Annotated in this window: 24 protein-coding genes and 1 pseudogene; 12 read left to right on the forward strand and 13 right to left on the reverse strand. The window is 60.2% G+C overall.

What is annotated here, in order from left to right; all coding sequences use genetic code 11:
* Positions 1-376 precede the first annotated feature (376 nt).
* Positions 377-1,018, reverse strand: coding sequence for a TetR/AcrR family transcriptional regulator (locus CKW11_RS20110; RefSeq protein WP_095138998.1), 642 nt, complete (start codon positions 1,016-1,018; stop codon positions 377-379).
* A 240-nt stretch (positions 1,019-1,258) separates the two neighbouring features.
* Here CKW11_RS20110 and CKW11_RS20115 point away from each other — a divergent pair, with 240 nt between their 5' ends.
* The gene (locus tag CKW11_RS20115) at positions 1,259-1,894 is read left to right on the forward strand and encodes a hypothetical protein (RefSeq protein WP_095139000.1); all 636 of its coding nucleotides are present in this window, start codon (positions 1,259-1,261) and stop codon (positions 1,892-1,894) included.
* A 41-nt stretch (positions 1,895-1,935) separates the two neighbouring features.
* Here CKW11_RS20115 and CKW11_RS20120 read toward each other — a convergent pair whose 3' ends face one another.
* Both CKW11_RS20120 and CKW11_RS20125 read right to left on the reverse strand, forming a co-directional pair.
* Positions 1,936-2,481 (reverse strand): hypothetical protein, encoded by a 546-nt coding sequence (locus tag CKW11_RS20120; RefSeq protein ID WP_095139002.1) that lies wholly within the window; start codon positions 2,479-2,481, stop codon positions 1,936-1,938.
* A gap of 85 nt (positions 2,482-2,566) precedes the next feature.
* Positions 2,567-2,857, reverse strand: coding sequence for a hypothetical protein (locus tag CKW11_RS20125; protein WP_095139004.1), 291 nt, complete (start codon positions 2,855-2,857; stop codon positions 2,567-2,569).
* A 158-nt stretch (positions 2,858-3,015) separates the two neighbouring features.
* On the opposite strand from CKW11_RS20125, the gene CKW11_RS20130 reads away from it, so the two are divergent.
* Positions 3,016-4,461, forward strand: a complete 1,446-nt coding sequence (locus tag CKW11_RS20130) for a SulP family inorganic anion transporter (protein WP_095139006.1) — start codon at positions 3,016-3,018, stop codon at positions 4,459-4,461.
* A gap of 54 nt (positions 4,462-4,515) precedes the next feature.
* On the opposite strand, the gene CKW11_RS20135 is transcribed toward CKW11_RS20130, so the two are convergent.
* Entirely contained in the window at positions 4,516-5,409 is an 894-nt protein-coding gene (locus tag CKW11_RS20135) for a DMT family transporter (protein WP_095139008.1), read from the reverse strand.
* 88 nt (positions 5,410-5,497) lie between these two features.
* Between CKW11_RS20135 and CKW11_RS20140 the strand changes: the two genes are divergently transcribed.
* Together CKW11_RS20140 and CKW11_RS20145 are read left to right on the forward strand one after the other, a co-directional pair.
* Positions 5,498-6,829: a PLP-dependent aminotransferase family protein gene (locus CKW11_RS20140; protein ID WP_095139010.1), complete on the forward strand. Its 1,332-nt coding sequence runs from the start codon at positions 5,498-5,500 to the stop codon at positions 6,827-6,829.
* Between the two features lie 65 nt (positions 6,830-6,894).
* Positions 6,895-7,281 (forward strand): cytochrome c family protein, encoded by a 387-nt coding sequence (locus tag CKW11_RS20145; protein ID WP_095139012.1) that lies wholly within the window; start codon positions 6,895-6,897, stop codon positions 7,279-7,281.
* Between the two features lie 63 nt (positions 7,282-7,344).
* Here CKW11_RS20145 and CKW11_RS20150 read toward each other — a convergent pair whose 3' ends face one another.
* The 3 genes from CKW11_RS20150 to CKW11_RS20160 all read right to left on the reverse strand — a co-directional run bounded on the left by CKW11_RS20150 (position 7,345) and on the right by CKW11_RS20160 (position 10,389).
* On the reverse strand, positions 7,345-8,988 hold the full coding sequence (locus CKW11_RS20150) for a diguanylate cyclase (protein ID WP_095139014.1): 1,644 nt from the start codon (positions 8,986-8,988) through the stop codon (positions 7,345-7,347).
* A gap of 227 nt (positions 8,989-9,215) precedes the next feature.
* Positions 9,216-9,695 (reverse strand): phage infection protein, encoded by a 480-nt coding sequence (locus CKW11_RS20155; RefSeq protein ID WP_095139016.1) that lies wholly within the window; start codon positions 9,693-9,695, stop codon positions 9,216-9,218.
* 124 nt (positions 9,696-9,819) lie between these two features.
* Positions 9,820-10,389: a chorismate mutase gene (locus CKW11_RS20160; protein WP_095139018.1), complete on the reverse strand. Its 570-nt coding sequence runs from the start codon at positions 10,387-10,389 to the stop codon at positions 9,820-9,822.
* 126 nt (positions 10,390-10,515) lie between these two features.
* Here CKW11_RS20160 and CKW11_RS20165 point away from each other — a divergent pair, with 126 nt between their 5' ends.
* The 3 genes from CKW11_RS20165 (at position 10,516) to CKW11_RS20175 (ending at position 13,630) form a co-directional block, all read left to right on the forward strand.
* Positions 10,516-11,874, forward strand: a complete 1,359-nt coding sequence (locus tag CKW11_RS20165) for an MATE family efflux transporter (RefSeq protein WP_095139020.1) — start codon at positions 10,516-10,518, stop codon at positions 11,872-11,874.
* Between the two features lie 107 nt (positions 11,875-11,981).
* Positions 11,982-12,977, forward strand: a complete 996-nt coding sequence (locus tag CKW11_RS20170; protein WP_095139024.1) for an acyltransferase — start codon at positions 11,982-11,984, stop codon at positions 12,975-12,977.
* 92 nt (positions 12,978-13,069) lie between these two features.
* On the forward strand, positions 13,070-13,630 hold the full coding sequence (locus CKW11_RS20175; RefSeq protein ID WP_095139026.1) for a YceI family protein: 561 nt from the start codon (positions 13,070-13,072) through the stop codon (positions 13,628-13,630).
* Between the two features lie 15 nt (positions 13,631-13,645).
* Here CKW11_RS20175 and CKW11_RS20180 read toward each other — a convergent pair whose 3' ends face one another.
* Both CKW11_RS20180 and CKW11_RS20185 read right to left on the reverse strand, forming a co-directional pair.
* The gene (locus tag CKW11_RS20180) at positions 13,646-13,858 is read right to left on the reverse strand and encodes a YXWGXW repeat-containing protein (RefSeq protein WP_047601629.1); all 213 of its coding nucleotides are present in this window, start codon (positions 13,856-13,858) and stop codon (positions 13,646-13,648) included.
* 41 nt (positions 13,859-13,899) lie between these two features.
* A complete protein-coding gene (locus tag CKW11_RS20185; protein WP_095139027.1) occupies positions 13,900-14,223 on the reverse strand; it encodes a YXWGXW repeat-containing protein in 324 nt (107 codons plus the stop codon).
* 256 nt (positions 14,224-14,479) lie between these two features.
* Between CKW11_RS20185 and CKW11_RS20190 the strand changes: the two genes are divergently transcribed.
* The gene (locus CKW11_RS20190; RefSeq protein ID WP_095139029.1) at positions 14,480-15,166 is read left to right on the forward strand and encodes a GNAT family N-acetyltransferase; all 687 of its coding nucleotides are present in this window, start codon (positions 14,480-14,482) and stop codon (positions 15,164-15,166) included.
* 192 nt (positions 15,167-15,358) lie between these two features.
* Here the strand turns inward: CKW11_RS20190 and CKW11_RS20195 are convergent, their stop codons facing one another.
* Positions 15,359-15,997 (reverse strand): TetR/AcrR family transcriptional regulator, encoded by a 639-nt coding sequence (locus tag CKW11_RS20195; protein ID WP_095139031.1) that lies wholly within the window; start codon positions 15,995-15,997, stop codon positions 15,359-15,361.
* Positions 15,998-16,083: 86 nt separating this feature from the next.
* Here CKW11_RS20195 and CKW11_RS20200 point away from each other — a divergent pair, with 86 nt between their 5' ends.
* Positions 16,084-16,671: an NAD(P)H-dependent oxidoreductase gene (locus CKW11_RS20200; RefSeq protein ID WP_095139033.1), complete on the forward strand. Its 588-nt coding sequence runs from the start codon at positions 16,084-16,086 to the stop codon at positions 16,669-16,671.
* A 97-nt stretch (positions 16,672-16,768) separates the two neighbouring features.
* On the opposite strand, the gene CKW11_RS20205 is transcribed toward CKW11_RS20200, so the two are convergent.
* Entirely contained in the window at positions 16,769-17,887 is a 1,119-nt protein-coding gene (locus CKW11_RS20205) for a P1 family peptidase (protein ID WP_095139035.1), read from the reverse strand.
* 146 nt (positions 17,888-18,033) lie between these two features.
* A complete protein-coding gene (locus CKW11_RS20210; protein WP_095139037.1) occupies positions 18,034-19,149 on the reverse strand; it encodes a polyamine ABC transporter substrate-binding protein in 1,116 nt (371 codons plus the stop codon).
* A 111-nt stretch (positions 19,150-19,260) separates the two neighbouring features.
* Here CKW11_RS20210 and CKW11_RS20215 point away from each other — a divergent pair, with 111 nt between their 5' ends.
* From CKW11_RS20215 to CKW11_RS20225, 3 genes are all read left to right on the forward strand, one after another.
* The gene (locus tag CKW11_RS20215; protein WP_095139039.1) at positions 19,261-20,040 is read left to right on the forward strand and encodes a helix-turn-helix transcriptional regulator; all 780 of its coding nucleotides are present in this window, start codon (positions 19,261-19,263) and stop codon (positions 20,038-20,040) included.
* Positions 20,041-20,747: 707 nt separating this feature from the next.
* Positions 20,748-21,119 (forward strand): DUF6124 family protein, encoded by a 372-nt coding sequence (locus tag CKW11_RS20220; protein ID WP_095139041.1) that lies wholly within the window; start codon positions 20,748-20,750, stop codon positions 21,117-21,119.
* A 140-nt stretch (positions 21,120-21,259) separates the two neighbouring features.
* Positions 21,260-21,619, forward strand: coding sequence for a DUF6124 family protein (locus CKW11_RS20225; RefSeq protein ID WP_095139043.1), 360 nt, complete (start codon positions 21,260-21,262; stop codon positions 21,617-21,619).
* A 190-nt stretch (positions 21,620-21,809) separates the two neighbouring features.
* On the opposite strand, the pseudogene CKW11_RS28575 reads toward CKW11_RS20225, so the two are convergent.
* Positions 21,810-23,836 (reverse strand): annotated as a pseudogene (locus CKW11_RS28575) (YncE family protein); the annotation flags it as partial.

Consider the following 23,836-nt stretch of genomic DNA (forward strand, 5'->3'; position numbering starts at 1 on the left):
AAGCCCGCTCCCACAATGATTGAGGGTGTTCACCAATTCCCACGTCCGGCACAAATCCCCTGTGGGAGCGAGCTTGCTCGCGAAAACGGTGGGCCTGTGAAGCATGTGTGGGCTGACCCGACGCCTTCGCGAGCAAGCCCGCTCCCACAATGATTGAGGGTGTTCACAGATTCCCACGTCCAGCACAAACCCCCTGTGGGAGCGAGCTTGCTCGCGAAAGCGGTGGGTCTGTGACGCATGTGTTGGCTGACCCGACGCCTTCGCGAGCAAGCCCGCTCCCACAATGGTTGATGGTGTTCACAGATTTCCATGTCCAGCATGAGTTCCCTGTGGCGAGCGAGCTTGCTCGCGCCGGCTGCGTAGCAGCCCTCACACTTCAAGTGGCAAACAGAACCCCACGAATCTCCCCAACCTGCGGTGCCACGACGCCCTCCAGCACCATGCGGGTAATCGTCTGCGCCGCAGTGTGATAATCCTCATCCTGCGGTACTTCGCGCCCGGTGATGCAGCCCATCTGCCAGCCAATATTGGTGTAGGTGCGGGTTGCCGACCAGATGAACAGCATCAGGTGTTCCGGGTCCACCGGGGCCAGCAGGCCGCGCTCGATCCAACTGCGCAGGCACTCGACGTTGCGTCGGGCTTCGGCGTGCAGCAGGTCGCGGCATTCGTCTGGCAACTGGCGCCCGCCGAGCAGCAGCTCGCCGCTGAATACCTTGGCAATCGCCGGGTGTTCACGGGCGATACGGATGCGCGCGGCGATGTAGGCGCGCAGCCCGATCAGCGGGTCATCGCTTTCGCGCAGCGCCGCTGAGGCTTCCAGCAGCGGTTCGACAAACTCCAGCAGAACCTTGGAATAGAGGTTTTCCTTGGTCTGGAAGTAGTAATACAGGTTGGCTTTGGGAACGCCGGCGCGGGCGGCGATGTCGCGGGTCTGGGTGGCGTTGAAGCCGTTAGCGGCGAATTCTTCCCTGGCGGCGGCGAGGATCAGTTGCTCGTTGCGTACGCGGATGGCGCTCATGGGAACACGGTGTGAATAGAAGGCATGGGCAGATTCGGGCAAAATTCGGTTTCGCAATATACAAAACTATATAGCGATGAGGCCAGCTAACTGCTCGACTCGTGTCAGGGCCGACTGATTTTTTGTGTAAATTTCCCGATTCAGTCTTTCCTCTGGCGAGCGCTCTCTCTAGAATCCGCCCGGCCTTCGCAATGGAGGCTCTTTGATATCATTTGGCTGGGTTCACATAGGGAAGACAACATGCAATTCGGGAAAATCCTGGCGCTGGGCCTGGTGCTTGCGCTCGGTGGCTGTGCCAGTTTCACTAAAGACGAGGTCGCGCCGGTCAAGCTGCCATCGATGGCCAGCTACGCGAACAAACCCAATGTCTATGTGGACTTCGACTTCTATCAGGGCGAGCCGAAAAGCGCTTCGGCCGTAGAAGTGCCGCAGGCGCGTGACCAGCTCAAGCCTGAGCTGCAAAAGATTCTGAGCGATTCGGGTCTGTTCGGCCGTGTCACTCTGGACGAGTTCCAGAAGCAACCGGGCGACTACAGCCTGCGTCTGAAAATGTACAACCATCCGCCGAATGCCGGTTCGATGGTACTGGGCTTCATCAGTGGTTTCAGCCTGGGGGTGATTCCGGCGTACGGCACCGATCAGTACACCATGAGCCTCGAAGCCGTGGACGGCACAGGTCAGGCCCTGACCACTGCGAGCAACCATGATGCGGTCGGAACCTGGATCGGTATCTGGTTCATTCCGCTGATGGGCAACACCCCGAAGGCGGCGGTCAACGACACGTTCGCCCGTCAGGTCAACGCGCTGCTCAAGCAGATGATCGACAACAACAACCTGAAATACTCGGCACTCGAGCCCCGTACTCCACGGGCCTGAAGCAAAAAAAAGAGCCGCAATCGCGGCTCTTTTTTTCGCCCTTACTTCAGGGCCTGGATGAACTGAGGATCGCTGTACAGTTCCTTCAGCAGATCGCGCAGCATCGGGTTATAGGCGTTGACCGCGTTCGGAATCGCAATGAAACCGAAGAAGCTGCTGCTCCACTTACTGCTGACATTCTTGGTCGCGTCGTAAACCACGTTCTGCCCATTAAGCAGGGTGAAGCGTGCCGCGAGTTCGCCATCGCCCGTGCCCATGCCGGCCGACAGGTTGTTCTTCACCACCAGTACTTTCAACTGACGCTGAGCCTGCGGATCAAGCAGACCGGCCTTGCGCAGTTCTTCGGTGATCGCGTCCTGGATGTGCGCCGGGATGCTGCCGGATGGCGAGCGCACCGGGTAGGCCCGCACAGTCAGCGAACCTTCGCCGGACTCGGCAGTTACCTGAGGATTGCTGATCGCCTGCAGGGGCGGGGTCTGCTTGAGCTTCTGAACGTTTTCAAAGCTCGGCTCATAGCGGGTCATGGTCATGCCACAACCTTGCAGCAGCACGGCCAGCATCGGGATCAACAACAGAGACTTGTTCACGGCGTTTCCTTGCGTGAGGAATAAGGGGGGGGCGAATTATGGGCAGAGTGCCATCATTGAGCAACCGACTTCACCCGTGAAGCGCTCAGTGCTTCAACAGATTCTCGATCTGCGCCAGTTCCCAGGTACTGAGCAGATTCACCGGGTCGGTGCCGTAACGGCTGTTGAATTGCCATTCGCGGCCATCCGGGCAGCGGCACTGTTCACAGTGATGCAAGTGCCCACCCTCAACATCCAGCAATAGGCGCCAGCCCTCGATATCGACCGTAACCAGTCCGGTATCAGCGGGCGTCTCGGATCTGTTGAACATCAGCACGCCCAGCGCAGCCTCGCGCAAGCGCTGGCAAACATCGCGGGCGGTCAGCAATGCAGTCATGGTCATACTCGGTGGAGGCATAAGCGCGTCAGGATAAATCGCTCGGCCAAGGGTGTCAGCGATCACTGGCCCGATTCCGAACTATTCCGTAACATCCGCACCCCTCATTTTCGCGAACATCCGCGGCCACCCTCGTGGGCCGCTCAGTCAGGTAAGCCATGAAACCGATACGTCTGCGCGCCGATGTCCTGGCCGGACTCACCACCTCGTTTGCCCTGTTGCCCGAATGCATTGCGTTCGCGCTGGTGGCGCATCTCAATCCGCTGATGGGCCTGTACGGCGCCTTCATTATTTGTACGCTGACGGCGTTGTTCGGCGGCCGGCCGGGAATGGTCTCCGGGGCGGCGGGCTCGATGGCGGTGGTAATCGTCGCGCTGGTGGTGCAGCACGGTGTGCAGTACTTGCTGGCAACGGTGTTGCTCGGTGGTTTGATCATGATGGCGTTCGGCTTGTTGCGCCTGGGCAAACTGGTGCGCATGGTGCCGCACCCGGTGATGCTTGGTTTCGTCAACGGCCTGGCGATCATCATTGCACTGGCGCAACTGGAGCATTTCAAGAGCGGTGAACACTGGCTCAGCGGCACGCCGCTGTACCTGATGACCGGGCTGGTGTTGCTGACCATGGCCATCGTCTACATCCTGCCGCGCCTGACCCGCGCCGTGCCGCCGGCATTGGTGGCGATTCTCGGTGTTGGCCTGCTGGTCTACCTGTTCGGCCTGCCGACGCGCACCCTCGGCGACATGGCGCACATTGCCGGCGGTCTGCCGAGCTTCGCGCTGCCGGACATCCCGTGGACGCTGGAAACCCTGCGCATCATCGCCCCGTACGCGATTCTGATGGCGCTGGTCGGCCTGCTGGAAACCCTGCTGACCCTGAACCTCACCGACGAAATCACTGAAACCCGCGGCTACCCGGATCGCGAGTGCGTGGCGCTGGGCGCGGCGAACGTGGTCTCCGGCGCATTCGGCGGCATGGGCGGTTGCGCGATGATCGGCCAGACCGTGATCAACCTCAGCTCCGGCGGCCGCGGGCGTTTGTCCGGGGTGGTGGCGGGGGTGCTGATTTTGCTGTTCATTCTGTTTCTGTCGCCGCTGATCGAGCGTATTCCGCTGGCGGCGCTGGTGGGGGTGATGTTCGTGGTCTCGCAGCAAACCTTTGCCTGGGCGTCGTTGCGGGTGTTGAACAAAGTGCCGCTCAACGATGTGCTGGTGATCATCGCCGTGACCACTATCACCGTGTTCACCGATCTGGCCACCGCCGTGCTGTGCGGGATCATCATTGCCGCGCTGAACTTTGCCTGGCAGCAGGCCCGCGAGTTGTACGCCGATGAACACCTGGAAGCCGACGGCAGCAAGCTCTACCGCCTGCACGGCACGCTGTTTTTCGCCTCGACCACGCCGTTCCTCAACCAGTTCGACCCGGCCAATGACCCGGCCCGGGTGACCCTCGATTGCCGGCATTTGAGCTTCGTCGATTACTCGGCGATTGCCGCGTTGAAGACCCTGCGCGAGCGTTACCAAAAGGCGGGCAAGGAGTTGCAGGTGTTTCATCTGTCCGAGCGCTGCAAGAAGCTGTTGAAACGCGCCGGCGTCGAACACCACTGATTGCAGTTGTGGGAGCGAGCAAGCCCGCTCCCACAGCGGCGATGCCAAAGATGACTATCGGGAAAATTTCTTCGCCCCGGCCACACAAAGAATCACGCCCACCGTCACCACCAGCATGCCGATGCTGACTTGCTCATGCAGCAGCGTCGCTGCCAGCGCCAGGCCGAAAAACGGTTGCAGCAACTGCAGTTGACCAACCGCGACAATCCCGCCCTGGGCCAGGCCGCGATACCAGAACACGAACGCGATCAGCATGCTGAACAGCGAAACGTAGCCCAGACAGACCCATGCCGACACGCTGATGCCGCTGAACGACGGCGGGGCCAGCCACAGGCTCGCGATTGCCATCGGGGGCAGCGACAAGACCAGCGCCCAACAGATCACCTGCCAGCCACCCAGGGTGCGCGACAGTTTTGCGCCTTCGGCATAACCCAGACCACAGACCAGAATCGAGGCCAGCATCAGCAGGTCACCGGTGGGCGAGGCGGACAGTCCCTGTGACAAGGCGAACCCCACCACCAGAGCACTGCCGAGGATCGAGAAGAACCAGAATACCGGGCGCGGACGCTCGCCACCGCGCAACACGCCAAACAGCGCAGTGGCCAATGGCAGCAAGCCGACAAAGACGATCGAATGCGCCGATGTCACGTGCTGCAATGCCAAAGCCGTCAGCAGCGGGAAGCCGAGCACGACGCCCAATGCCACGATCAGCAACGAAAACCACTGATCCCTGGACGGTCGCCGCTCACGGAACAACCACAACAGGGCAACGGCCAGCACGCCGGCAATGGCGGCGCGCGCGACGGTGAGAAACACCGGGTCAAACTCCAGCACTGCCAGGCGTGTAGCCGGAAGCGAGCCGCTGAAGCACACCACGCCAATAAAGCCATTGATCCAGCCGCTGGTTTTTTCCAGTGCCGGGTTGCTCACGTTTGAAGTCCTTTCCATACGATTCACACTCATTGTGGGTTGCTTTGAGAGAATCCTATGATCGAGAATCAGGACAATCAAAAAATTGTCATGGATACATCCCGACATGTCCCGCTCTCGTTACAAGACCCTCGTCGACACTTACGCCGCCGACATTCGCACCGGACGTCTGGCGCCCGGCACCCGCCTGCCGACACACCGGCAACTGGCCACGCAGGAAGGGCTGGCACTGGTCACGGCCTCGCGGGTGTACGCCGAACTCGAAGCCATGGGGCTGGTCAGCGGCGAAACCGGGCGCGGCACCTTCGTGCGCGAAACCTCGTTGTCGCCGGGGCAGGGCATCGACCAGAAAGACGTGGCCGTCGGCATGATCGACCTCAATTTCAACTACCCGTCCTTGCCCGGTCAGACGCAACTGTTGCGCACCGCACTGCGCCAGTTGGCGTTGTCGGGAGATCTGGAAGCGTTGTTGCGCTATCAGCCCCATGCCGGCCGGGCCCACGAACGGGCTTCGGTCGCGCGCCATTTGCTCAGTCGCGGTGTCAGCGTCGACGCCGAGCAAGTGCTGCTGGTCAACGGCGCCCAGCAGGGGCTGGCGGTGACGCTGATGGCGTTGCTCAAGCCCGGCGATGTGATCGCCGCCGATGCGCTGACCTATTCCGGGTTCAAAGTGCTGGCCGAGGCGTTGCATCTGGAAGTGGTGGCGATCCCGGTCAACGAGCAGGGGCCGGATCTGGCCGCGCTGGATAAGCTCTGCCGCAGTCGCTCGGTGCGTGCGGTGTACAGCATGCCGACCCTGCATAACCCGCTTGGTTGGGTGATGCCAATCGAGCAGCGCGAAGAATTGGCTGCCATCGCGCGGCGGCATGATCTGACCCTTATCGAAGACGCGGCCTACGCTTTTCTGGTGGAAGACCCGCCGCGACCTCTGATCGACCTGGCGCCTGAGCGCACGGTGTACGTCTCGGGCCTTTCGAAGAACATCGCCACCGGCCTGCGCGTCGGTTTCATTGCTGCGCCTGCGGCCCATGTTCCTGCGTTGGAGCGGGTGATCCGCGCAACCACCTGGAACACCCCGGGACTGATGACCGCGATTGTCTGTGGCTGGCTCGACGACGGCACCGTGATCGAGCTGGAAGCGCAAAAACGCCACGATGCTCAGGCGCGCCAGGCGCTGGCTGCCGAGTTGCTCAAAGGGTTGCCGTGCGTCGCCCATCCAAACTCGTATTTCCTGTGGCTGCCCTTGCCGGAAGACGTGCGTGCCGATCAGATTGTGGTGGAGCTGATGCAGAAGCAGATTTCGGTCACCACTGCCGAGCCGTTCGCCGTATCGGCGCATGTGCCGCATGCGATTCGACTGGCCCTGGGTTCGGTGGAAATGGATGTGTTGCGGCAGGCCTTGACCACCGTCAGGAAGGTCATTGCCGCTTACCTGTAAAACGAGGCCCGGGGGGACAGATGTTACCCTTGCGCAGCCAGATTCAAGCCGTTCCGGAACCTTAGATGAAAAACACCGTTGCACTCTTGCTTGCCTTGACCGCCACCGCCGTACTGTTCAGCTCGACCACCCGCGCCGCAGGCGATCCGCAAGCCGGCGAAAAGATCTTCCCGCGCCTGTGCGGCGGCTGCCACCAGGTTGGCCCGGATGCGCGTTCGGGATTCGGCCCACAACTCAACGGCATTATCGGTCGAGCGGCCGGGACCTCGGCCAATTACGTGTATTCCGAGGCGATGAAAAACTCGGGCAAGACCTGGGACCGAGAAACGCTGACCGCGTATCTGAAAGATCCAAAGGGCGTGGTGCCGGGCACACGAATGATTTTCTGGGGGCTGAGTGATGAGGAGAAGATCGATAATTTGTTGGCGTATCTGCAGCAGTTCCCCAATTAAAGATTTTGCTCGGCCGGCCCGGCAAACCAGGCCAACGGCATTTGCGAAGTCAAAGAGGGCCGATCAAGCCACCTGATTACGGCCCGCCGCCTTCGCCTGATACAACTGCTGGTCGGCACGTTTGATCAGCATTGTGTGGCTGTTGTCCGCCGGGTCGGCCAGCGCGACGCCAATGCTCACCGTGACCTGGCCGATGTCGGCAAAGTGCGCTTGGGCCACGGCGACACGGATTTTTTCCGCGACCACCTCCGGTGTATCAGGCTGGGCGACTTCCGGTAGCAATACGGCGAACTCCTCGCCGCCGTAACGGGCGACGAAATCGGTGGCACGCACGCTGACCTGAATGAGTTGCGCCAATTGCTGCAGCACGTCGTCGCCAATCGCGTGGCCGTAGGTGTCGTTGATGCGCTTGAAGTGATCGGCGTCGATCAGCAGCAGGGCAAACGGTCGCCCGGTGCGACGGAACAGCAGACTGTATTCGCTGAGTTTTTCGTCGAAGCGGCGACGGTTGTAGACACCGGTCAGGGCATCGTGGGTCGCCAGGTTCAACAGTTCGGCATTGGCTTGCATAAGAGCGGCGGTGCGCTGGGCGACGGTGGCTTCCAGCGAGGCGTTGGCTTCCTGCAGTTCGCGCTCCTTGGCCAGCAGCGACTGGGTCATGGCGTCGATCGACTGCCCAAGCTGAGCGATTTCCCGCACCGGGTGCTGCAGCGGGAAGTGTGCTCCGGGCTGCTGGTTCTGCACCTGTTTGGCTGAGTGCGCGAGTTGCTCGATCGGCCGGCTCAGATACTGCGCCAGATAGTACGCCACCAGCCCGAATGCCACGGCGGCGACCACACCCAGCAACAACAATTTATAGAGCAGCAGGCGCGCCGGCTCCAGAGCGGTGTCCAGTGGCTGGCGCACGGCAATCGACCAGGACAGCGCAGTACTCGAAGGCGTCGGTACGGTGACCATGCTGGTCAGGTAACCGTTGCCGACCGACCAGCCCGGCAACTTCGACACATTCACCGCCAGTTGTTGGCCCATCAATGCTTCCGGGTACAGCACCTTGCCGTCATGATCGATGATCAGCGCTTCGATATCCGGCGATGCATTTTTATGCGAGAACGCTGCCGATTCGACGATACGCGTCACCCAGCTCCAGTGCGCGTGCGCCCCCAGCACGCCAACCACCTGGCCGTCGGCGTTGCGGATCGGGGCGGCGAAATCGATGAAACGCAGCGGTTCGCCGTTGGGCGTTCCCGGCAGCAGTTTGGCCAGCAACACCGCTTCGTGCGGGTCACCGGTGTACTCACCCCGCAAGCCAGCCTGGAACCATGGCCGCTGCTGTACCGATTGCCCGACCAGCAAATTGTTGACCGCTTGATGCACATGGCCGTCGGCATCGGTCACGCCCATCCACGCATACTCGGCCCGGGCCTGGGTGCGCAGTTGCATCGATTTGAGAATCGCCGGGTTGTCGAGATCGCCGCGTTCCAGATGCGGCGCACGGCTGAGCAGGTAAACCTCGAGCTGGCGTTCGCGCAACTGGTCACCGAGCAGCGTCGCCGCCGAACGCGCGGTATTGAGCAATGAATTGCCGCTGACCTGTTTCGTCTGTTCGGTGGCGATATGACCGACATATAAGCCGACGCTCACCAGGGTCAGCAGGGACAAACCGGCGAACCAGAGGGTCAGGTGGCTTCGCAGACTGGCTTTGAGCATGGGCAGGCAAATTCTGTTTGGACGTTGTGGCCGCATGGTATGCGCATTAAGCGTCGGGCTGCCAGTCGGTCGCTTCGGATAAGCACCGTCGGAAGTTTCGCCGATGCTCTGCGTGGCAAGATCGTTTCCGACGCGAGTTGTTGAAAAGAACCACGGCTGCAAACGACGAAATGAAAAAGCCCGGCTGATCAGGCCGGGCTTTCTTTGACTGCTTCAGAACCGTTGTTTCAGGCATTGCGGCTTTCGATCAGACGATCCGAGCCACCTTCGGCAACCCGACGCTCCATCAGACGATCGGAGCCACCTTCGGCCACACGGCGTTCCAGCAGACGATCCGAGCCACCTTCGGCAACGCGGCGCTCCAGCAGACGATCCGAGCCACCTTCGGCAACGCGGCGTTCCAGCAGACGATCGGAGCCACCTTCGGCAACGCGGCGCTCCAGCAGACGATCGGAGCCACCTTCGGCAACGCGGCGCTCCATCAGACGATCCGAGCCACCTTCGGCAACACGGCGTTCCAGCAGACGATCCGAGCCACCTTCGGCAACACGGCGTTCCAGCAAACGATCAGAACCACCTTCAGCCAGACGGCTTTCAATCAACTTGTCCGAGCCGCCTTCAGCGACCTGGGTGTGAGCGGGTGTTGCTGCAAAAGCGTTAACTGCAAGAACCGAGAAAGCGATGCCGAGGATGGTTTGGCGTTTCATGATCGTGTGCTCCGGGGTGTATTGGGTTGGTATGGAGCTGATGTTACGCCGCGGATTTTTTATGAGAACTTCATTGGCGTGATGGTGACTATCGACGCCAGCGATGTAAGCCGGAACGCCTGATTCAGAGCTTCTGCACCCGAATACATAGCTCGCCGGTGGCGCGGGTCAGGGCCAGATCATGCAGTGCGTCGTGGGTCAGACCCTGCCGAGCCTTGGCCAGCCAGACCGGGCAATTCGGGTCGCGGCGATGCGGCGCGAAGTCGGCGTACTGGCGCAGCAGGCGGGTCTGCAATTCATCCAGGCGCGGACGAATCTGCTTGGCCAGATCCGGTCGCGGGGTGTCTGGCGCCACACCAGCCGCTTGCCATTGCGCGAGCAATCCGTACTGCACCAGTTTGTTCGCTTCCATTTGTGCAGCGATCAACTGGGCGACGTCTTCGGGGTCGAGCTGGTATTCGGTCGCCAAAGTGCGGGCATTGGCGATGACCTGGGCTTCGCGCGGGCTGTCCTGAATCGGCTTGCCACTGTCCCATTTGGTCAGGGCGACGAGGTCGCCGATGTTCAGGCGTTCGTTCAGGGTGGTCAGCAAAGGACGCAATGCTTCGGAGGAAGCAGGGGGCTCGTCGGCGTGCGCCATGTGACTGAAAAGAACCAGCAGGGAACAGGTCAGAGCATTTCGCAACGGAGTCATGGGCAGGCGCGTTCCACAAAAAATAGTGCCGACATTTAAGCCTTGAGCAGAGGCGATGTCGACCGACTTTATCCCGCCCATCTAGCGTAATATCCCTCGCATCTCCCACCCCGAGAACGATCCTCAATGCAAACCCCCAGCACCATCAAACCGCTCTGGCAAACCTACCTGTTGTTCCTTGCGCCGATGGTGTTGTCCAACTTCCTGCAATCGATGTCGGGCACGGTCAACAGCATCTACATCGGGCAGATGCTCGGTACGCAGGCGCTGGCGGCGGTGTCGGGGATGTTTCCGGTGATCTTTTTCTTCATCGCGCTGGTGATCGGCCTGGGGGCGGGCGCCGGGGTGTTGATCGGTCAGGCGTGGGGCGCGCGTGAAGCGCACATGGTCAAGGCGATCGCCGGGGCAACGCTGTTGCTGGGGGGGCTGATCGGTTTGCTGGCGGCGGTACTCGGCAGCGTGTTTGCGCGGCAGGCCTTGCAAGGGCTGGGGACGCCGGCGGATGTCCTGGACGACGCAGTGGCGTATGCGCACGTGATGATGTGGATTCTGCCGTCGATGCTGGTGTTTGTGCTGTTCACGCAATTGCTGCGCGGGGTCAGCGATACCGTGTCGCCACTGTTGGCGCTGATCGTGTCGACCTCGGTCGGGCTGGCACTGACCCCGGCGTTGATTCGCGGCTGGTTCGGTCTGCCGCAGTTGGGCATTCAGAGCGCCGCCTACGCGGGTCTGGCCGGTAACCTGTCGGCAATGGCATGGCTGGCGTGGCGGCTGATTCGCAACAAACATGCGCTGGCACCGGACCGCGAGTTCTTCGCGGCGCTGCGGCTGGACGCGGTGATTCTCGGCAAAGTGCTGCGCATCGGCCTGCCGACCGGGGTGCAGATGATTGTGTTGTCGCTGTCGGAGCTGGTGATTCTGGCGCTGGTCAACCAGCACGGCTCGCAGGCGACAGCGGCCTATGGCGCGGTGACGCAGATCGTCAACTACGTGCAGTTTCCGGCGCTGTCGATCGCGATCACCGCATCGATTCTTGGCGCCCAGGCCATCGGTGCCGGGCAACTGCAGCGCCTGGCAGCGATCCTGCGCACCGGGCTGTTGATCAACGTGTGCCTGACCGGCGGTTTGATCGTGCTCGGTTACCTGTTGTCGCACTGGTTGCTGGGATTGTTCCTGACCGAAGATTCGACCCGGGCGATGGCTGAGCACTTGCTGCACATCATGTTGTGGAGCCTGTTGGTGTTCGGTTTCCAGGCGATCATCGGCGGCATCATGCGCGCCAGCGGAACGGTGCTGGTGCCGGTGATTATTGCGATTGTCTGTGTGGTCGGCGTGCAGTTGCCGGCGGCTTACTGGCTGGACGGTCAGTACGGTTTGCAGGGCGTTTGGATGGCGTTCCCGGTGGCGTATCTGGGCATGCTGGTGTTGCAGACGCTGTATTACAAACTGGTCTGGCAGCATCAGAAGATCGAGCGGCTGGTCTGACGAACAAAGAGGGTCGTCCCGGGGCGGCCCTTTTTCGTGTCGCTGGCATTGTCGATCAAAGCGTCGTAGCTTACCCGCCATAACAATAAGGATGCTTGAGGGTATCGATGGGAGCTTTCCGTCTGTTGCTGGCCGTTCTGGTCGCCGTTTCTCATATGGGCAAGACGGTCGCAGGGTTCAATCCGGGAGTGGTCGCGGTCATCTCCTTTTTGATCATCAGCGGGTTTGTCATGACTTCGCTGATCGAGCGCAACTACAGTGTCCCCGGGAAAATCGGCCTGTTCTACGTGGACAGGGCCTTGCGGTTGTACCCGCAGTTCCTGTTCTACTTCGTCCTCTCTTGTACGGTGATCCATTTCCTTCTGCCCGGCACTCCTCAGGCGGCGGAGCTGACGCTCAAAACGATCGCCAGCAGCGTGCTCATGCTGCCGCTCGGCTTCTACATGTTCGGAGTCGCGGGAACCGAAATTGTCCCTCCGGCCTGGTCGCTCGGTCTGGAGATGTGTTTCTACCTGGTGATCCCGTTCCTGCTGATTTTCAAGCTGCGGGGCGCTGCATTTGTGCTCTCGGTCGGCATTTTCATGCTGGCGTGTCTGGGTTACCTCAACACGGATGTCTACGGTTACCGGTTGCTGCCCGGGGTACTTTTTATCTTCCTGTGCGGCAGTTATCTGTATCGGTCTCAGGCCAAAGGGGTGGCAATTGCCGCTGGTACAGCGGTGCTGGCAGGGTTGCTCTTCGTCGCGATCATGGCGGGGCTGATCGAACGTCGCCCGTTCAACGCGGAGGTGAGCCTGGGTATCGCGTTGGGCATCCCTGCGCTGTATCTGCTGACTCGATTCAAATATCACCGGGTTGACGAGTTTCTCGGCAACATCAGTTACGGAGTGTTCCTCAATCATTTTGTGGTGATGTATTTTTTGCGCGGTTTCTGGCCGGTTGCCTACGACACCCACATCGTGGTGGCGGTACTGGTGCTGGCCTTTGCGCTGAGCGGGGTTTCCTACTACTGCGTCGAACGCTCGGCGTTGAAGCTGCGTCATCGGCTGCGTCGCGGGCAGCGGCAGAGCGTTCAAGCCCAAGGCGTCGAGACGCCGGCCTGAACCACACCGGCAGACAAATGACATGGCGCATTCGCCGGTTGTTTGCTTAAGTCAATCGAGGCCTCGAAGGTTTGCCCTGTCCGGAGAATCCAATGCGTGCCCGATTCACCGCTGTGGCACTGTTCACCGGCCTGTGCGTCATGACCTGCGCGCAGGCCGCTGAATACAATCGCGTCAACACTACCGCCAGCAAGATCAGCTTCATTTACAAGCAATTCGGCAATCAGGTTTATGGCACCTTCGGCAAGTTCGACGCGACGCTGCAGTTCGACAGCGACAACCTCGCCAACGCCCACACCACGCTGCACATCGACCTGGCCAGCATCAATGCCGGCAGCGACGACGCCAATACCGAGCTGGTGAAACCGGCGTGGTTCGATACCCAGCGCTTTCCCGAAGCGGTGTTCGTATCCAGCCGTTTTACCCGCGTGGCAGATAATCACTATCTGGTCGCCGGCCAGCTTACCGTCAAAGGCATCACCCGGGAGGTGCAGGTGCCGGTCGAGCTGAAACCGGACAGCGCGATCGGCATTTTCGACGGCGAACTGGTGCTCAATCGCAACGAATTCGGACTTGGTGCGGGGGAGTGGGCGGACACAGTGGTATCCAACGATATTGCCATCACCTTCAAGGTGGTGGCGCCACAACAGTGACGCCACCGCTGGCAATCAATACGCGCGCCAGTGTCCCGGCGCCCAGCGCCACTCACGTCCATCCCAACGATAGTGACCGGCGACCCAGTGATAACCGGGTGCTGGCATGACCGGCACGACTTCCACCGGCGGCGGTGGCCGATGCGGCCGTACCGGTTCGACAATGCAGCCCGACAGGGTGATCGCGACCAGTGAGGCGGCGAGCAGGGTTTTCAAGGTTCGTGACATGGTGGTGTTCCCGATAGATGAAGTTGGCAGGCGAGGCGGTTTCAACGGGCCCAGCGCCCTTCAACCCAGAACCAGTTCGGCCCGCGTGCCTGCCAGTGCCCCGGCCGCCAGTGAGCACCATGGCGCACCGGTTGCCAGTGGCCGGGCATCCACACATAACCGCGTCCTTCCCAGCGCCAGTGGCCCTGATCCCAGACATAGCCGGGACGCGCGCCGGGCATCACTTCCATGCGCATCGGTGGTGGGGCTTGCTGAACAATCACCACCTGCTGGGCAAACACCGGCGCGCTGGCCAGCGCCGCCAGCGTCATCGGCACCAGCAGCAGGGTCTTTCGCCATTTGAACAGTGAACGCAAAACGCTCATGACAACTCCTCAAGGCCTGCGTGAAAAAGTGAACGCAGTTGAAGAATTGGACGCCAGATCGGCGAAAGATCCGGTCCGCGCAGGATGAAATTTTCTTCAGGTCAACCACCATCCTCCCTGTAGGAGCTGCCGCAGGCTGCGATCTTTTGGTTTTTTAGACACAAGATCAAAAGATCGCAGCCTGCGGCAGCTCCTACATAAAGCGGGCGTCGGGACACGGTATGATGTCGCGGTTTTCCGCCGGAGTTCAGCTGTCATGTCACGCATCACCCACTACAAATCCCCATGCCCCGAAAGCGTCAACAGCCAGATTCTGCAACTGGTAGTCGATTACCTCACCGACATCAGCGCGGTCGGTCTTGGCCCGAGCAATCTGCTGTACAACGTCTATCAGTACGCGGTCGGCTATGAGGTGCATCTGTATCTGGAGGCGCTGAACGGCGAGAAGGGCACCGAGGTGGAATTGCTGGTGGCGACCGCCGAGGATGATCCGGAAAAGGTCACCGGTTTCCTCCTGTATCTGCCGGTGCAGGGCGATTGGGAAGCGTGCAGCGTCGCCTACATGGCCGTGCGCGAAGGCTATCGGCGTCAAGGCGTGGCGCGGGCGATGATTGGCGAGATGGTGGCGCGTTATCCGCATGCCGAACTCACCTGCAGCGTCGGCAAGGTGCCGTACTTCGAGGCGCTGGGCTTCGATGTGATTGGCGCACGCGAAACCCAGGTGCTGATGAGCACCCGGCATTACCGCAGCAACGGCCTGCGCGGTTTCATCGACACCACGCCGATCTATCGCTCGCTGGAAGTGCAGCAGATCCACACCTACCTGCTGCAGAAAAACGGCAAGCGCGCGATGCTCGATGCCGAAAAACAGCGCGACCGGCATCTGGATCAAACTACCCGTCACGTCGAAGAATTTGTCCGTCAGCGCCTGACGCTGCACTGAGTCCGGAGCAAAAAACGGACAAAAAAAGAGCCTCAAGGCTCTTTGATGGGGAGAAGTAGAGCCCATGAGGCTCAAGCTGCGCATGAAACAGGGAACAGGCTTGATTTGGGGTTCAGAACACCCGTTCCCTACGCAGTCGCTCAGGAGTCAAGCGCCTGCGTACCTTCATCATGGGAACGCGCGGAGGCTGACTCAAGTACCGCTAGTCGCACGGGCGGCGGCCCGTTCCACCATCGCGATGATGGTGGCGAACAATTCGTCCTTCGCTTGCCCGGCACTGATTTCAGCGCTGGCGGCAGCATTCGACAATGCCTCGGCAGCACCGAGCATCGCGCGCAAACCGGCCTGGGTGATTTCCCCGCCAGCAGCCAGCGGTTGCAGCACACTGCGGCACTTTTCGAGGAAGATTGCCTCGTAGTCGCGCTTGATCTTTTCCAGCTCCGGCGTGCTGCCCAGCGCTGCAATTACCCCCGGAATCTCATTGCCCTGCAATAACACGCAATCGACGTACGCCGTGGCGATCACCGTCGCGGTGTCGATCAGCGTTGGTGGGCACTGGTCGATCGCTGCATCCATCACCGCAGTCTGGCGAGTATCGAAGTCGCGATACAGCGCCGCGAGCAAGCCCGAGCGAGTGGTGAAGTGGTCGTAGACCACCGGTTTGGTCACCCCGGCCTTGTCCGCCAGATAACCCAGGGTCAGGGCATCGGTGCCGTCGGCCCGAATGATCTGCCAGGCGACGTCGAGCAACTGGCGGTTGCGATCTTCGCGCGACAGGCGACGTCGTGGTTGGGCAGGGGGATCGGCTTCGGTTATTTCTTTGGTTGACATCGCTTATATACCAAACGTAACTTACTGTTCGTAACTTACCAAGAGTATATAGCCCTTGGTCAGCGCAAACTTACAGGAGAATGACCATGCACGCATTGATTGTTGTGGCGCATCACGAACCGCGTTCGCTGACTCACAGCGTGGCAACGCAGATTGCCGAGGGCTTGACCCGCGCCAACCCTACCAATACCCGAGAAATCGCCGATCTGTACGCCGAGGGATTTCAGCCGGTGTTCGGCGCAGCGGATTTCGCCGTGCATCACCGTGAAGCGCGGCCGCCAGCCGACGTATTGGCGGAACAGGCACGGATAGATCGGGCCGACGCCCTGGTGCTGGTATTCCCGGTGTACTGGTGGTCGATGCCGGCGTTGCTCAAGGGTTGGATTGATCGGGTGTTCAGCAACGGCTGGGCGTTCGATTTCGCTGGCGACCTGAAGCATGTGAAGAAGCTGCAGCGCCTGCGCGTGCATCTGGTCGGCCTTGCAGGGGCCGATGAACGCGCATACGAACGCCACGGTTATGGCCCGGCGATGAAGGCGCAGATCGAACACGGGATTTTCGATTACAGCGGGGCGACAGTGGTCAGTTCGACTCTGATGGTGGAGTCGGAGGTGCGTGATCCGCAGGAGCATCTGCAGACGGCACGGCACATCGGCGCCCAGATGTTCACCTGAATCTCACCTCCTGCAGGAGCTGTGGCACGCTGCGATCTTTTGACTTTTGAAAGCAACATCAAAAGATCGCAGCGTGCCGCAGCTCCTACAGGTTTTGTCAGCGTGATCCGGGCCAGCCGGCCTTGGCGAGGGCCGCGAGCAATGTTTCCGAATCCAGCCCCGGCACCGCATGCCCGTTGCCCTCGGTGCTCTCGCTGGCGAGCAGGGCGTTGATGATCGCTTCTTCGACTGCTTCGGTGGCGGCCAGGAACAGCTCGCTGATGTGGTCATTGTTGACCATGCGCAAGCCGTCGCAGGTCGGCGCGCCTTTGCCCTCGTAGGCGGCGGGCGGCACGTGTTCGTTGCCGGTGGCGAAGGCGATGAAGATGTCACCGCTGTGGTCTTCGTTGCCGCCGCCGCTGCGCGCCAGACCGAGGCTGGCGCGTTGCGCGAGACGCGTGCATTGATGCGGCAGCAGCGGCGCGTCGGTGGCCAGGCAGACCACGATCGAGCCCATGCCCGGATGCGGCAGTGAAGCACGCAGGAACGGCGAATCTACCTGCTCCATGTAGCGCCCCACCGGGTAACCGTCGACCCGCAACTCGCTGCGAATGCCGTGGTTGGCCTGCACGATCGCCCCCACGGTCCAACCGCCCTGAGCGCTGCTCAAACGCCTTGACGCGCTGCCGATGCCACCCTTGAATTCGTGGCAGATCATGCCGCTGCCGCCGCCGACGGCGCCTTCTTCAACGGCGCCGTCATGTGCTGAGCTCAGCGCCTCGGCGACATGCTCGGGTTTGACGTGAAAACCATTGATGTCGTTGAGCAAGCCATCGAAGGTTTCCAGCACCACCGGCATGTTCCAGTAGAGGCGCCCATCGTCCGGTTGCTGCTGACGATCCAGCGCAATCAACGCATCGCGCACCACGCCGAGGCTGTGGGTGTTGGTGAAGGCGACGGGACTGGTCAGCAGTCCGGCCTCGCGAATCCACTCAAGACCGGTGGCATCGCCATTGCCGTTGAGCACATGCACGCCGGCGAAACACGGTTGCTGGTTGGTCGAGCCGCGACGCGGTTCGATCACTGTGACGCCGGTGCAGATGTCACGTCCGCTGTCGCTGCGACCACGCACGTTACTGTGGCCGACGCGCACGCCGGGAACGTCGGTGATGGCGTTGAGCGGGCCGGGTTGCAACTGGCCGATGCGGATGTTCAGGTCACGGGCACGAGGTTTCATGTTTTGTCTCTCTGTAAAAATCTGAAGGACTCACGGACCTTGTAGGAGTGAGCCTGCTCGCGATTGCGGTGAGCCAATCAACAAAGATGTTGAATTCAAAGACGCCATCGCGAGCAGGCTCGCTCCCACAGGGAAATGTGTTGGGGTTACTGACCGTTCTTGATCTTGCTCCACACCCGCGTGCGCACGCGCTCGATGGCTTTGGGCAGCGGCTCAAGCGTGTACAGGGTGGCCATCGCCGCCGCGGACGGATACACCGCCGGGTTATCCCGCGTGGCCGCAGCCACCAGTGGGGTGGCGGCGCGGTTGCCGTTGGGGTACGACAGGTGATCACTGACCGGCGCGATCACTTCCGGGCGCAGCAGGTAGTCGATGAACGCCAGACCCTGAGCGCGGTTCGGCGCATCCTTGAGCAGCACCAGCGTGTCGAACCACACCGGCGCGCCTTCCTTGGGCAGGCTGTAGGCGATCTTCACGCCGTTGTTGGCCTGCTCGGCGTTGGTTTTGGCTTCGAGCATCGCCCCGGACCAGCCGACCGCCACGCAGATGTTGCCGTTGGACAGGTCACTGATGAATTTCGACGAGTTGAAGTAGGCAATGTGCGGGCGCAATTTGAGCAGCAGCGCTTCGGCTTTCTGATAGTCCTCGGGCTTGGTGCTGTTGGGCGGCAGCCCGAGGTAGTGCAGGGCCACCGGGAGCATCTCCGACGGCGAATCGAGCATCGCCACCCCGCACTGGCCAAGCTTGGCGAGGTTCTCTTCCTTGAACACCAGATCCCACGAATCCAGCGGCGCCTTGTCGCCAAGCGCGGCGCGCACCTTGTCGACGTTGTAGCCGATGCCATTGGTGCCCCACAGGTACGGCACGGCGTATTGATTGCCGGGGTCGTTGTTGGCCAGTTTGCTCAGCAGATCGCTGTCCAGATTGTTCCAGCCCGGCAGTTGATCGCGCGGCAGCGGGGCGAGGGCGCCGGCCTTGATCAGGGTCGGCAGGCTGAAGTTGCTCGCCACCACCACGTCGTAACCGCTGCGGCTGGTCAGCAGTTTGCCTTCGAGCACTTCGGCGCTGTCAAAGGTGTCGTAAACCGGTTGAATGCCGCTGCCGCGCTTGAAGTCCGCCAGGGTATTGGGGCCGATGTAGTCGTACCAGTTGTAGACGTGCACGCTCGGCGCGTCGGCGGCACTGGCGGCGGATGCGACGCCAAAACAGGCGAGCAGGCCAAGGTTGATGCCCCGGTTGATATAGCCACGACGACAACGCATGATGCGGCACTCCTGGCCTGCGGCAGGCCGGTGATTGACAGGAGTGCTCAGCCTATCGGGGCGGGCACGCCTGACCCATTCCCATCATGGGTTACTCAAAAGGGGTAGAGCGTGGACGCGTTGTTGCAGGAGTTGCCGGTGCATCAAAGTCTGGCGCGGGTGTTTGCCACGGTTGGGCAGGACGGTTTCTGGCGCGCGCTGGTCGACACGCTGCGCCTGCTGGTGCCGCTGGACAACGCGCTGGTGGCGCTGATGAAGGCGGGGCAGGCACCGCAATTGCTGATCGACTTCGACAGCAAGGGCCGCGCCGACGAGCAGGAAGAACTGGCCAGCTACAGCGCCGGGATGTACCTGCTCGATCCGTTCTACCAAACCGCCTCGACCGGCATCGCCGACGGCCTGCACAGCCTGGCCTCGGTGGCGCCGGACCAGTTTCTGCACAGCGAGTATTACCAGAGCTACTTTCGCTCGGTGGTCGGTGAGGACGAGTTGCAGTTCATGATTAACGTCGAGAGCGGTGTGCTTGGCCTGTCACTGGGGCGCTCGACGACTTTCGATCTGGCCGAGCAGGGCCGCCTGCTGTGTGTGCGCGACTGGGTGTTGGCGGCGATGCGTCGCCATGTGCAGTTGTTGCCGCCGCAAGGGACCGGCGTCGAGCCAGTGGCGGGGGATCTGGCGACGCTGCTCGATCGCTTCGATGCACGCCTGACTACCCGTGAAGTCGACACCGCGCGGCTGATTCTGCAAGGCTTTTCCAGCAAGGCCATCGCCCAGCAGATGGGCATCTCGCCGGAGACGGTGAAGGTGCATCGGCGCAATCTATATCACAAGCTCAATGTGACCGGGCATGGCGAGCTGTTCGCACTGGTGCTGCGCCCACCCACTGCCTGAACCTGTGAGAACTTGCTTGCCAGCAATGACGGCCTCAAAGTCCACCAATCCCAAACTGAATACACCCGATCCAATTGTAGGAGCCAGCCTGCGAGCCGACCAACCCCCATCTGAATGCACTCAGTCTAATTGTGGGAGCCAGCCTGCTGGCGAAGACGGCTTACCAGCCAACCAATCCCAAACTGAATGCACTCAGTCAAATTGTGGGAGCTGGCTTGCCAGCGATGGCGGCCTGCCAACCGACCAACCTCCCACCTGAATGCACTGATTCCAACTGTGGGAGCGGGCTTGCTCGCGAAAGCGGCCTGCCAGACAAAATCAAAACAACAGAGCAAACGCCGCACATAAACATAACCCCGCAACCACGTTTAAAGTACACGAACCGTTACGCCATACAGGCTACAACGCCTTGCGCCGTTACCTACGCGTACGCCAGAATCCGCCGGCTTACACGGCTATGGGCCGGGCTATATCGTTTCCCTGTCACTGAAAATCAGTGATCGGGTTTGGTAGCCCGTCTGTAATAGCTGTATGGCAACACCTTTGCAGTCCCTTTGTGGGGCTCGGTTTTATGGTGGTCATGCGTGGGGCTCACTCGTGAGCGCCGGGTTCCTATTGCAGCCGGTCTACCAACCCGCGTATGGCCACCACCCCTCGTTTGGTAGCGAGAGTGATGGCTCCTGAAGAACTGCAATAGGAGTACATCCATGTTCAAAGCCACACCCAACCCCCCGGACACCTCGATCCCGTACGACCCAGCCCTCGACCCGCAGAAGATAAAAGCGGCAACCGACCGCGCCATCAACTTCTACCTCAACCCCGGCGCACTGAAGATCTCGATCCCTTCAGCCTCGTCACGCCAATCGAACAGAATCTTCCTCATCGACCCCACCGTGGACGAAGAAACGTTGCTCGTCGAAGCCTGCGAATCCCTGGCCGCCGCCAGCGACATGGCCCGCGATATCGGCGACACCGGCGACCACTCACAGCGCCGGGCGATGCTGATGCTGCATCAGGTGATCATGCTCAGTGAACTGATGGTCAACCGGGTACTGGACGGCCGCCGCGTGCCGAACTAACTGCCCGGTCCCCTGTAGGAGCTGCCGAAGGCTGCGATCTTTTGATGTTGCTTTTAAAAAACAAGATCAAAAGATCGCAGCCTGCGGCAGCTCCTACAGGGAGTCATTCTTTCAAAGTACTTTGATCGGAGTTCCATCTGATGTCCGAAACCCCACCCAATCCGCCAGTCACAGACCCGCTATCACCCTACGAATCCCTCAACTCAAGAAAACTCCACGAAGCCGCCGAACGCGCCCTCGACCATTACCTCGCGCCCGCGAACATCATGGCAACGCCGTACACCCCCAGCAGCATGTTCCTGGTCAACCCACAAACCGACACCGAATCCCTGCTGGCCAACGCCTGCGAATCCCTGGCCTCAGCCACGGTCATGCTCGGCGATTTCGCCGGAACGCTGGAGGGGCCGAGTCGCAACACGGTGTTGGGTATCGCGCAGGTGGTGATGTTGGGAAAGTTGGCGGTGAATCAGGCGCTGGATAATGTTGTGCCCAAGGAATAGGCGCTCACAGTTCTGGCCTCTTCGCGAGCAAGCCCGCTCCCACAGTGGATCTGCGTTGGTCACAGGTTATGTGCCCGACAAAAGAAACTGTAGGCGTAAGCTTGCTCGCGATTGTGTCTAGTTCTGATATAGGTATAGAAGGTCCTCCTTCTCAAGAAAGACATTGGTATAGCCTTTTTTATCTCTTGGCTTATCCCGCAGCTATGACCGTCAGGTATTTGTTATTACAGGCAATGGCACGTGTACCGTCGGGCGTGATGGCAATTCCCATCACGCCCATAGCAGGGAGGTGAGCGTCTAATATTACTTCCAGACTTACCGTATCTATGACCGAAACAGCACTAAAGGTGTCATGCGAAGTCAGAAATACGTGTCGGCCGCCCGGCGCGATGGCGATATGTTTAGAACCTCGCATCACGCTAATGTTCTTTTTCACCGACTGGCTTGGCACATCGATTACTACTACCTTATTTGCGGCACTAGCAACAATAAACGCATACAGGCCGTCTGGAGTGATGCCTATGCTCGTCAAGCTGCCCTGGGTCAAAAGCGCAATGGTCTTAGTCACCAAGTAGCTCTTCGTATCGATGATCGAGACAGATTGGTTGAGGCTATCGATAACAAAAGCCTGCTTGCCATCTGGCGTGATTGCAATCTCGGAGGGTCGACTATTCGCCCCTGTGAATATTGTTTTGATCACTGACAAGCTCTGTACATTGATGACGCTGACTGAACTTCCGTTGAATGCACTAACAAAGGTGTGTGCGCCGTCTGGTGTGATGGCAACCCCGAATGGGTAGGGGATCGTCTCAATGCCAATGGTTTTAATCACTGACAGATTCAACATGTCGATGACAAAGAGTATGTTCCGACTTGTAATAAAAGCTCGTGAGCCATCCGGCGTGATGGCAGCGTGGGTGGGGTAGTCACCGATTCTGGTTGTCTTAATCTGTGATAGGTTCACCGCATCGTAGAGCCCGACGGAGTATGAGTTATCAACGGTCAAAACACGCAAGCCGTCCGCCGTGATGGCAATATTTTTTGCGCTCGAATTGTGTGCAACCAACTCCGTATATCCAACAATCGTCAGCCTCGCCGTGGCAGTTTTAGTACCGCTAACAGCGATCAAATTGTAAGTTCCAGGGTTTCCTTTGGCTTTCACACCACTAACGGTCAGCATACCGTTATTGTCAGTCCAGAAGTCACGGGAACCATTGCCGTTGTCGGCATAGGTGAAGCCTGCTGGCAGGTTCAGGGTGATTTTTTCATTCGGAACAGGCACGCCTTGAGTCGTACTTGAGTTCAGGACGATGTCCTCGACCAGGTCGTTATATTTTTTCAAATAGGGCTGGTTGATAAATGTCAGTTCTGCCTCATGAATCGCCTTTACGGTATAGGTACGCACAGGGAAGACCACCGCCTCGCTCTCATCCGTGCTCTTGCCGAACGCGGCTTTGAACTCCATGGTCAACGGGCTGCCATCCTTAAGGTTTCTCAAGCCTGCAAAAGCGATGCTCCGCTCGTAGTAACCTTGATCGAGCCACTTATCGCTGACCATTGAGCCTGGTGCCGTATGGATCTGCAGGTTGTAGTCGCTGCCATCAGCGTTCGTCCCTTTCAGGCGCAGCCAGACATATTGGCCTGTGGCAATCAACGGCCAGACGCCCATGCGATAGGTGGCATTGCTGGTCAGATTCCCTACGTTGAACTCCGGGCCTTCGCCGTCGTTGTCCGCGTCCTTGATGATCGGTTTGAGCAGTTCATTCTGCGGCATGTTCAACACAGTCAAATCAAAGACGAGGGACGGCAGCGGCTTGCTGTCGCGGATGACGACGTAGGACACCTTCACATCTTTGTTCAGGTTGAACGCGACCACACTATTCGGAATCGCAAACTCCCGGTTGCTGCCCAGCGGCCGAGGAACAGAGGTGTGCGAACCGCCTGCGGGCGTACCCTGTGCGCCAGTCCAAGTGGCGATGATTTCATCAGTTGGCAGCAACGCGCTGTTGTCCGGCACCACGATGGTCAAGGTGTCCCTGACCAGCAGCGGGTTGAGTGCGCTGTCGCCGTTGTTTTCCTTGATCGAAGGGGCGAGCAGTTCCAGCGCGACGCCCACGGTGAACACCAATGGATTCGAGAGGCTGGTCTCATTTGTGGCATGGCGCCAGAGCTGGTAGCGGACGGTGATCTTGCTGCCGCGGTTCGGTTCGATGTGTT

This window comes from Pseudomonas sp. Irchel s3a10 (assembly GCF_900187525.1).
Lineage (GTDB): Bacteria > Pseudomonadota > Gammaproteobacteria > Pseudomonadales > Pseudomonadaceae > Aquipseudomonas > Aquipseudomonas koreensis_G.